Annotated in this window: 11 protein-coding genes; all 11 read left to right on the forward strand. The window is 66.4% G+C overall.

All coding sequences use genetic code 11. The features are described 5' to 3' along the window. Positions 1-20 precede the first annotated feature (20 nt). The 11 genes from GM1_RS20825 (at position 21) to GM1_RS20875 (ending at position 8,866) form a co-directional block, all read left to right on the forward strand. Positions 21-473, forward strand: coding sequence for a flavodoxin family protein (locus tag GM1_RS20825; RefSeq protein WP_040520923.1), 453 nt, complete (start codon positions 21-23; stop codon positions 471-473). 605 nt (positions 474-1,078) lie between these two features. Then, on the forward strand, positions 1,079-1,933 hold the full coding sequence (locus GM1_RS20830) for a hypothetical protein (RefSeq protein WP_008382218.1): 855 nt from the start codon (positions 1,079-1,081) through the stop codon (positions 1,931-1,933). 54 nt (positions 1,934-1,987) lie between these two features. Continuing rightward, positions 1,988-2,794 carry a thymidylate synthase gene (locus tag GM1_RS20835; protein WP_008382219.1) on the forward strand — a complete coding sequence of 269 codons (807 nt, stop codon included), beginning with the start codon at positions 1,988-1,990 and terminating at the stop codon, positions 2,792-2,794. An 88-nt stretch (positions 2,795-2,882) separates the two neighbouring features. Beyond that, positions 2,883-3,302, forward strand: coding sequence for a DUF1648 domain-containing protein (locus GM1_RS20840; protein ID WP_052005502.1), 420 nt, complete (start codon positions 2,883-2,885; stop codon positions 3,300-3,302). Beyond that, the gene (locus tag GM1_RS20845) at positions 3,302-3,799 is read left to right on the forward strand and encodes a dihydrofolate reductase (RefSeq protein WP_008382221.1); all 498 of its coding nucleotides are present in this window, start codon (positions 3,302-3,304) and stop codon (positions 3,797-3,799) included. Before GM1_RS20840 ends, GM1_RS20845 begins: the two co-directional genes overlap by 1 nt. Continuing rightward, positions 3,796-4,320, forward strand: coding sequence for a bifunctional adenosylcobinamide kinase/adenosylcobinamide-phosphate guanylyltransferase (cobU, locus tag GM1_RS20850; protein WP_008382222.1), 525 nt, complete (start codon positions 3,796-3,798; stop codon positions 4,318-4,320). Before GM1_RS20845 ends, cobU begins: the two co-directional genes overlap by 4 nt. Further along, complete coding sequence (locus GM1_RS20855) at positions 4,317-5,537, forward strand: winged helix-turn-helix domain-containing protein (protein WP_008382223.1); 1,221 nt, start codon at positions 4,317-4,319, stop codon at positions 5,535-5,537. The genes cobU and GM1_RS20855 overlap by 4 nt, the downstream gene beginning before the upstream one ends. Next, positions 5,534-5,884: a hypothetical protein gene (locus GM1_RS20860; RefSeq protein WP_008382225.1), complete on the forward strand. Its 351-nt coding sequence runs from the start codon at positions 5,534-5,536 to the stop codon at positions 5,882-5,884. Before GM1_RS20855 ends, GM1_RS20860 begins: the two co-directional genes overlap by 4 nt. Beyond that, positions 5,884-7,077, forward strand: coding sequence for a CaiB/BaiF CoA transferase family protein (locus GM1_RS20865; protein ID WP_008382226.1), 1,194 nt, complete (start codon positions 5,884-5,886; stop codon positions 7,075-7,077). Before GM1_RS20860 ends, GM1_RS20865 begins: the two co-directional genes overlap by 1 nt. Positions 7,078-7,155: 78 nt before the next feature. Beyond that, entirely contained in the window at positions 7,156-8,085 is a 930-nt protein-coding gene (locus GM1_RS20870) for a hydroxymethylglutaryl-CoA lyase-like TIM-barrel protein (RefSeq protein ID WP_008382227.1), read from the forward strand. A gap of 10 nt (positions 8,086-8,095) precedes the next feature. After that, a complete protein-coding gene (locus GM1_RS20875; RefSeq protein WP_008382228.1) occupies positions 8,096-8,866 on the forward strand; it encodes an HAD-IIB family hydrolase in 771 nt (256 codons plus the stop codon). Positions 8,867-8,994: the final 128 nt, after the last annotated feature.

Raw genomic sequence — 8,994 nt, forward strand, 5'->3', positions numbered from 1 at the left:
CCCTCCGGCACTCTGACCACATGGCTCGCCTGCTGATCGTCCACCACACGCCGTCGCCGCACTGCCAGGAGATGTTCGAGGCCGTCGTCGCGGGCGCAACCGACTCCGAGATAGTCGGCGTCGACGTGGTGCGGCGTCCTGCGCTGACCGTCTCGCCCGCCGAGATGCTCGACGCCGACGGATATCTTCTCGGGACGCCGGCAAACCTCGGGTACATGAGTGGTGCACTCAAGCATGCGTTCGACACCTGCTACTACCCGATCCTCGACTCCACCAAGGGGCGACCCTACGGCCTGTTCATGCACGGGAACGTTGGAACCGAAGGCGCCGAACGCAGTGTCCACTCCATCGCCGGTGGGCTCGGCTGGGTCCAGTCGGGTGCCGACGTCATCGTGTCCGGCAAGCCGACAAAAGCCGACCTCGACGCATGCTGGGAGCTCGGCGCGACGATCGCGGCCGGACTGATGGACTGACCTCAGCGTGCGAGGCGGTGGTGTCCCGCTCTGCGTCTGTAGCTGGATGATTGAACGTGGAGGGTGCAAGAGCGTGATGATCAACGCCAGCACCGATGCGATAAGGCATGGACCGATCAACTGGCCCCACCGGTTGTACCAATTCACGACACCGAAAACCACGAGTGCCCCGTAGGCGACGGTGACGGCGACCGATACGCGGGCGCGCATGGCGAACGCAGCGACGAGCGCCGGTGCCACGAGAAAGAATCCGACCTGAACTAAGGGCCAAACGCCGAACGCGCTCATGTACGTGTCCGTGCATTCCGCATCGGCTCGCACTCCGTCCATATACAGTTCGCCGGTCTTGCCGCACGACATTGCACCGTTTCCCGCCTCTGAGAACGCGCGTGACACCCGGTTGGCAACCCCGAGAAGTGCGAGCACGATCCACGCGGCCCGGACACGTCTCATGAAGCCGAACCTAGTCGTACGAGCCGTGAACGGTAATGGTTCGACGCGATCGGCAGACACTCGATCAGACCTCACCCGGCCACGCCGTCGGAGTCGGAGCAAGATCGCTACTGTTCTCGCATGATTCGCGCACTCGCAGAACGATCCGCAGCATGATCCGGCGGCCGGGGATGCACGTGCTCGACCCGCTGAGTCGTCTCTGGTGGCGTGCGGTCGGTCGTCCAGTCGACCTGTCCACGCCGGAGTTCGGTTTTCTGGCTGCGCCGCACAATCGCAGGCACGAAGTCGGCGACGCGTGGCTCCACGCCTACGAGAAGCAGGGCGCGGTCCATCCGTCGTCGCCGACCGCGGGTCTGTTCGACGACATGGCGGTGCTCGACGGCCCCGACTTCCGGGCGCGCGACCTGCATCCTTTGGTGCGGGATTTCTATGAGCACACCGGTGCGTGGCGGATGGACGTCTGGTCGCAGTGGAATCCGCTCTTCGCTCCCGGCGGGATGGCTGTGACCGCGCTGTTCGGCCGCAGGGTGGAGCAGTTGGCATTGCCCACCGAACCGCTCTCGGTGAGCCGCGGGATGTCGAGCGAAGTCCGCACGGTCGTCGACGAATCCGGGCGGCGGCAGGGTGCAGCGTGGCTCCGCCGACTTCGGCTCGACAATTCGGCGGTCTACAGCGGGTTCTACCGATCCGCAGTGTTGCCGGGTGCGGAGCAGCCGCATGTGGCCGTCGCGTTTCCCCTCGAACTCGGTCACATCCACGTGTTCCTCACGCCGCGCGTCGAAGCCGACGGCGCGCTGTCTCTGGCCTCGCGATCCCGGCGGTTCGGAGCCGACGGCGCCTACATCTCGGTGCTGTTCGACGATCAGTGGTACTCGGCGCAGCCTCCGCTGCGGGAGTCCTTTCGGGTCTACGTCGACGACGAAGGCGAGCTCCGAACCGATCACGAGCTCAGAGTCGGACCGTTCCGGGCTCTCCGACTGCATTACAGACTGTCGCGCCACTCGTGACAGTCGTGGCGTGCCGACGGCCACCGCGTTTGCGAGATCAGTAGACTCGGGCACGTGAGCACGCCGATCCCCACACCGTACGAGGACCTGCTGAAATTGGTCCTGGAGACAGGCACGCCGAAGGCGGACCGGACCGGTACCGGGACTCGGAGCGTGTTCGGACATCAGATGAGGTTCGACCTGTCGGAGGGCTTTCCGCTCATCACGACGAAGAAGGTCCATCTCAAGTCGATCGTCTACGAACTCCTGTGGTTCCTTCGCGGCGATTCGAATGTCGGCTGGCTTCAGGAGCATGGAGTCACCATCTGGGATGAATGGGCTGACGCTGACGGCGAGCTGGGACCGGTGTACGGCGTGCAGTGGCGCAACTGGCCCACCCCGTCGGGCGAGCACATCGATCAGATCCAGACCGCACTCGACACGTTGACGGCCAACCCTGACTCCCGGCGCAACATCGTGTCCGCGTGGAACGTCGGTGAGATCCCGCAGATGGCGCTTCCGCCGTGCCACGCGTTCTTCCAGTTCTATGTCGCCGACGGGAAACTGTCGTGCCAGCTGTATCAGCGCAGTGCCGACCTGTTCCTCGGAGTTCCGTTCAACATCGCGTCGTACGCGCTGCTCACGCACATGATGGCGCAGCAGGCGGGACTGGACGTCGGGGACTTCATCTGGACCGGCGGCGACTGCCACATCTACGACAACCACGTGGAGCAGGTCACCGAGCAGCTGTCGCGCGAGCCGTTCGCCTACCCACGTCTCGAATTGCGGAAGGCCGCATCGATCTTCGACTACGAGTTCGACGACATCGCCGTGGTCGACTACACGCCGCATCCGGCGATCAAAGCTCCGGTGGCGGTCTGACGTGGTCGGCATCCGTAGGCAGGTACGGCCCGCTCCGGACTACCGGACGGGTCCGATCACCAGCGCAGCCCGGTGGATTGGCCCCGCCGTGACAGGCATCGTCACCATTGTCCTCCTGGCGACCTATCCGTCGCTGCCCGACGAAGTGCCGACGCATTTCAACGGTGTGGGAGAAGCGGACTCGTTCGGCCCGCGGTGGTCTGTGCTCATTCTGGCGGCGATCTTCACAGTGATCGGCGCACTGTTCCCGTACCTCGCGCGAAAGCCGCAACTGTTCAACCTGCCGGTTCGAGTCACCGAGGACAACGCGCAGGCGTTGTACCGCGAAGGCGAGACGATGCTCGTGTTCATGGGCGTCGGGCTCTCCCTGCTGTACGCAGGCATCGGTCTCGCCGCTCACGAGATCGGCGGCGGGATCGTCCTGGCGACCGGCTTCACCGTCATGATGGGCGCGGTGCTGATCGGTCTGATCCGCATCTTCCGCGTGTCCGCACGATCGGAGCGCTGATGACCGTCGCACTCGTCTGGGCACAGGACCGTGTCGGAGCGATCGGCAAAGCCAACACCATCCCGTGGCGCGTCCCCGAGGACATGGCCCGCTTCAAGGCGCTCACCGGCGCCGGGGCCGTGATCATGGGCCGCAAGACGTGGGAGTCGCTACCGGCGTCGTTCCGCCCGCTGCCCGGCAGACGCAACGTGGTCGTCACCAGGAACAGCGCGTTCGACGCTCCGGGCGCCGAGGTGGTCGCCGGTCTGCAGGAAGCCCTCGATCTGGTCGACGGTGTCGCGTCGGTGATCGGCGGCGGCGAGATCTACGCGGCGGCGATGACCGTTGCGACGGACCTGCGCGTCACTGAGATCGATCTGCACGTCCAGGGTGCCGATGCGTTCGCACCGGAGATCGACCCCGACATCTGGCAGACGGAGTCCACGGGGGACTGGCTGTACTCGAAGACCGGAACGCTGTACCGATTCGTCGACTACCGACGACGACCGCTTTCGTGACCAGCGAGTTCCTCGTCGGTGCCGCCCGTTCGGGCAAGAGCAGGCATGCGTCGACGCTGGCGGCCGAGTCGGGCGATCGGGTGATCGTGCTCGCCACCGCCATCGCGGGCGACGCGGAGACCCGAGCGCGGATCGCGCGCCATCGCGCCGACCGCCCGCGCGAATGGGCGACGGTCGAGGAGCCGTACGATCTCGCGAATGCGGTCAGACGTCACGCGGCCGACGGAACGGTCGTGATCGTCGACTGTCTCACCATGTGGCTGGCCAACCTGCACTACGGCGTCGACCGTCCGACGGACCGCGAGCGTGAACTCGACGAACTGGTGGGTGTGCTCGACGGCCCGCCCGGACGAGTCGTCGTGATCTCCAATGAGATCGGAGCGGGTGTGGTGCCCGCAGACCCGCACTCCAGGGCGTTCGTCGACGACCTCGGACGACTCAATCAACGGGTGGCGGCGGTGTGCGATCGGGTCACGCTCCTCGCGGTGGGACTGCCGCTTGTACTGAAGGACATGCGGTGACAGCCGACATCTCGTTGCCTCAGGCCAGGCGCATAGCGCTCGCCGCCCAGGGTTTCACCGACCCGATGCCGGCCGGTGAGCCGACCCGAAGCCATCTGAAACGGGTCGTCGGCCGCACCCGGTTTCTGCAGATCGATTCGGTGAATATCCTCGCCCGCGCGCACTACATGCCGACGTTCAGCCGGATCGGGCCGTACGACGAGGGGCTCCTCGATCGTGCCGCCTGGTCGGACACGAAACGGTCGCCGCGCCTGTACGCCGAGTACTGGGCTCACGAGGCCGCGTTGATTCCGATCGACGACTGGCCGTTGATGCGTTGGCGGATGGACGACTATCGAGACGGTCGGTACCGCTACACGCGCGACGTGATGCGACGCAACGGCGAGCTCGCGGCGGACATCCGCGCGGTGATCGTCGCGCAGGGAGCGTCGACGCCACGGCAGATCGAGGGCGCGCTGGGCATCGAACGTCCGTCGGCGGCATCCGGAAGTTGGTGGGACCGCGGCGATGTGAAGCACGTCTGCGAAGCGATGTTCGCATCCGGCGAACTGTCAGCGACGCGCAACGCCAACTTCGTCCGGCACTACGACCTCGCCGAACGCATCGTCGGAGACGAGCGTGCGGGACTCGAGATTCCGCGGCACGACGCGCATCGCGCGTTGGTCGCGCAGGCTGCGGCCGCGCACGGTGTCGCAACAGTCGCTGATCTCGCCGACTACTACCGGATGACCACCGCCCAGGTGCGCGCCGTCCTCCCGGACCTCGTCGACGACGGAGTCGTGACCGAGACCTCCGTGGACGGCTGGCGCGACACCGCCTACCTGCATCGAGATGCGCGAACTCCGCGGTCGGTGCGCCGCAGCACACTGCTGTCGCCGTTCGACCCGCTCGTGTTCTTCCGGCCGCGCACCGAGCGACTCTTCGACTTCCACTACCGCATCGAGATCTACGTGCCCGAAGCCAAACGGGTGCACGGCTACTACGTTCTGCCGTACCTCATGGACGACCGGGTCGTCGCGCGAGTCGACCTGAAAGCAGATCGTGCGGCCCGGGTGCTGCAGGTCCTCGCATCGCACGTCGAACCGGACGTCGACAGGGGAGAGGTGGCGCAGCGGCTCGCCGTCGACCTGCAGACGATGGCCCGCTGGCGCGGGCTGGACGAGGTGAACGTCCATCCCCGCGGGGAGTTGGCGGCGCACCTAAACTGTTCGGTGTGAACACTTTCCAGCGTGTGGCCAAGGCCGTCAATGCAGTGATGCTGCCGATCATGAAGGCCCCGATCATCGGGCCGAAACTGAGCTCGTCGATGACGGAGATCACCTACACCGGACGACGGAGCGGACGGACGATCAGTCTGCCGATCGCCTTCCAGTGCAAAGGCGACGACACCGTGGTCATCGGGGTGGCCGCTCCGTCGCAGAAGACGTGGTGGCGCAACTTTCAGCCGGGGCCGGAGCCGATCAGCATCGTGCTCGACGGTGTAACCCGCACCGGCACGGGCGTGGCGAGAATCGGTGACAAGGGCACCGCCGTCATCGTCACTCTCGACGCGCTGCCTGCTTGATGGCTCGCCGACTGCCGCTGGACGGTGTCCGGGTCCTCGAACTCGGCAACTACATCGCCGCCCCGACCGCCGGGCGCATGCTTGCCGACTTCGGTGCCGAGGTCATCAAAGTGGAACGCGAGACCGGCGACGAACTGCGCAACTGGCGCCTGTACGACGGCGACACGTCGATGCTGTTCCGCACGATCAACCGAAACAAGAAGTCCATCGTCCTCGACTTGCGGACCGATGAGGGGCGCGAGGACGTGCGTGCGCTCGCCGCGCACTGCGACGTCGTGCTCGAGAACTTCCGGCCCGGGACGATCGAGAAGTGGGGGCTCGGTCCCGCGGAGCTCAGCGAGGCCAATCCGAATCTGATCTTCGTGCGGATCTCGGCGTTCGGCCAGACCGGACCCTACGCCGAACGGCCGGGCTTCGCCGCCGTCGCCGAGGCCTACGGCGGATTCCGGGAACTCGTCGGAGATCCAGACCGACCACCCGTGCGCGTCGGAGTGTCCATCGGCGATTCGATCGCAGGACTGTACGGCGCGTTCGGCGCGGTCATGGCCCTGTACGAACAGCTGCGTCGCCGTGACGAGTCAGACGAGCCGTTGCCGCTGGAGGACAGGATCGTCGACGTCGCGCTCAACGAGGCGATCTTCTCGATGATGGAGTCGCTGGTGCCCGACCTCGGCGCGTACGGCGTCACGCGCGAGCGGACCGGCGGCCGGATGGAGGGCATCGCGCCGTCCAACGGCTACACCTGCGGCGACGGACTGTCGGTGGTGATCTCCGGCAACGCCGACGCGATCTTCGGACGCTACATGCGAGCCATCGGCCGCCCCGATCTCGCCGACGACCCCGACCTGTCGACGAACGACGGACGTTGGAGGCGTCGCGACGAGGTCGACGACGCGATCGGCGCCTGGACCGAAACCCTGCCCCGCGCGGATGTGCTTGCAATACTCGACGACGCGGGCGTTCCCGCCGGGCCGATCTACACCGCCGCAGACATCGTCGCCGACGAGCAATACCAAGCGCGGAACATGGTGCAGCACTTCGACGTCGACACCGGGGGAGACACCCCGCGCAGCGTCGGATTCCCGGGCATCGTGCCGGTCCTCGGCGAGAAGTCGTTGCCGATCCGCTCCGTCGGGCCCGACCTCGGTGAGCACACCGACGAGATTCGGGAGCGATTCCTCCGCGATGGATGACTCGCCGACTCTGGAGACCTTCTCCGGCCCCTGGACCGGAAAGGCCTCCGAGGTTGAAGCGTCGATAAACTCGCTCCCATGACAGCCCTCCACGACGCGATCCTGCGCGATGTGACTCTCCGTGACGGTTTGCAGTTGACGGGTAAGGCGCTCGATGTGCAGACGCGTGTCGATCTGGCGCGGACGTTGCTGGCCGCGGGAGTGCCAGAACTGGAGATCGGGTCGATGGCCCGGCCCGATCTGGTGCCGCCGATGGCCGGATCGCTCGACGTCGTCGCCGAGCTCACGCCGGAGGAGCTCGAACGCTGCTGGATCTGGGTCGCGACGCCTCGACACGTGGAGAAGGCGATCGCTGCGGGAGCGCGCAATGTGCAGTACTGCTTCTCGGCGTCCGACGCCCACAACGAGGCGAACATCGGTCGCCTGACGGAGGACAGCGTCGCCGCGATGCCGCAGGCGATCGACATGATCCGCGAAGCGGGTGGACGTATCCAGTTGTGCATCGCGACGGCGTTCACGTGCCCGTTCGATGGGCCTGTCGATCCCGCCCGAGTCCGGGGCATCGTCGCCGATCCGCGCACGGTGGAGGCCGACGACATCGTCCTCGCCGACACGCTCGGCCAAGCGCACCCGGCGCAGGTGTCCGACCTCTTTCGGACAGTCGACGCAGCAGGGCGACGCCTCGTCTTCCACGGCCACGACACATGGGGGATGGGCGTCGCGAACTCGCTCGCCGCGATCGAGGCGGGCGCCCACATGGTCGACGGCGCACTCGGCGGTCTGGGTGGCTGCCCGTTCGCCCCGGGAGCGAGCGGCAACACGTCGTCGGAGGACCTGCTATTCGCGACCCGACCCGACTACCTCACGCCGAAGCTGCTCGGGACGCTCGTCGAAGCAGGTGAGACGTTGCTCGCCGAACTCGGGGAGACCTCGCGGTCGAAGACGGCGCAGGGAGCTCGGTCGAAGGCACCGGCGTTCGAATGGGTGATCGGCGGTACCGGCCAGTAAAGTCCCAGCCATGGTTGATGGAGTCACTCGCGACGGTAAGTCGTACAAGCTCGTCATGTTCGATCTCGACGACACGCTCGCGCCGTCGAAGACTGCGATGAGCGACGAGATGGTCGAACTGTTCCGCGAACTGCTGGCGACGAGCCTGGGATGCATCATCTCCGGCGGACAATACGGCCAGTTCCAGTCACAGGTCCTCGACCGACTCGGCGACTTCCCCGACAAAGCGAACCTGCACCTGATGCCCACCAACGGCACCCGCTACGTCCGCTGGTCAGGCGACGACTGGGAGACCGTCTACGCCGAAGACCTCTCCGAGGAGCAGAAGTCGCTCGCAATGGCCGTCGTCGAAGAGGGGGCTCGCGAACTCGGTCTGTGGGAGTCCAAGACGTGGGGCCCGATCCTCGAAGACCGCGGCAGCCAGGTCACCTTCTCCGCGCTCGGCCAGTCGGCCCCTGTCGACGCGAAGGCGGCATGGGATCCGGACGGCCGCAAGAAGGAGTCGCTGCGCGCTTACGCCGCGGCGCGCCTGCCCGAACTCGAAGTCCGCAGCGGGGGGTCGACGTCCGTCGACATCACCGCGAAGGGCATCGACAAGGCGTTCGGCGCGCGTCGTCTCATGGAGATTCTCGGGCTGGGCATCGACGACATCCTCTTCTTCGGCGACCGCCTCGACGACGGCGGCAACGACCGCCCCGTCGCCGACCTCGGCATCGACTCGGTCCACGTCCACGGCTGGGAGGACACGTACACCAAGCTCGGGGCCGTCGTCCGCGGCTGAGTTCAGTTGGGTCGCGGGCCTTTCGACTCGCAAGCTCGCTCAAGGAGCAGTAGGACCAAGCTCGCTCAAGGAGCAGTAGGACCAAGCTCGCTCAAGGAGCAGTGGGGCAACGTGCTTCCCACTGCTCC

Origin of the sequence: Gordonia malaquae NBRC 108250 (assembly GCF_000344135.1) — a bacterium.
Classification (GTDB): domain Bacteria; phylum Actinomycetota; class Actinomycetes; order Mycobacteriales; family Mycobacteriaceae; genus Gordonia; species Gordonia malaquae.

Excerpts from the sequence above, each read along its gene's own strand:
- GM1_RS20825 (WP_040520923.1), top strand. The coding sequence starts at position 21 with ATGGCTCGCCTGCTGATCGTCCACCACACGCCGTCGCCGCACTGCCAG.
- GM1_RS20830 (WP_008382218.1), top strand. The coding sequence starts at position 1,079 with ATGATCCGGCGGCCGGGGATGCACGTGCTCGACCCGCTGAGTCGTCTC.
- GM1_RS20845 (WP_008382221.1), top strand. The coding sequence starts at position 3,302 with ATGACCGTCGCACTCGTCTGGGCACAGGACCGTGTCGGAGCGATCGGC.
- GM1_RS20865 (WP_008382226.1), top strand. The coding sequence starts at position 5,884 with ATGGCTCGCCGACTGCCGCTGGACGGTGTCCGGGTCCTCGAACTCGGC.
- GM1_RS20870 (WP_008382227.1), top strand. The coding sequence starts at position 7,156 with ATGACAGCCCTCCACGACGCGATCCTGCGCGATGTGACTCTCCGTGAC.
- GM1_RS20875 (WP_008382228.1), top strand. The coding sequence starts at position 8,096 with ATGGTTGATGGAGTCACTCGCGACGGTAAGTCGTACAAGCTCGTCATG.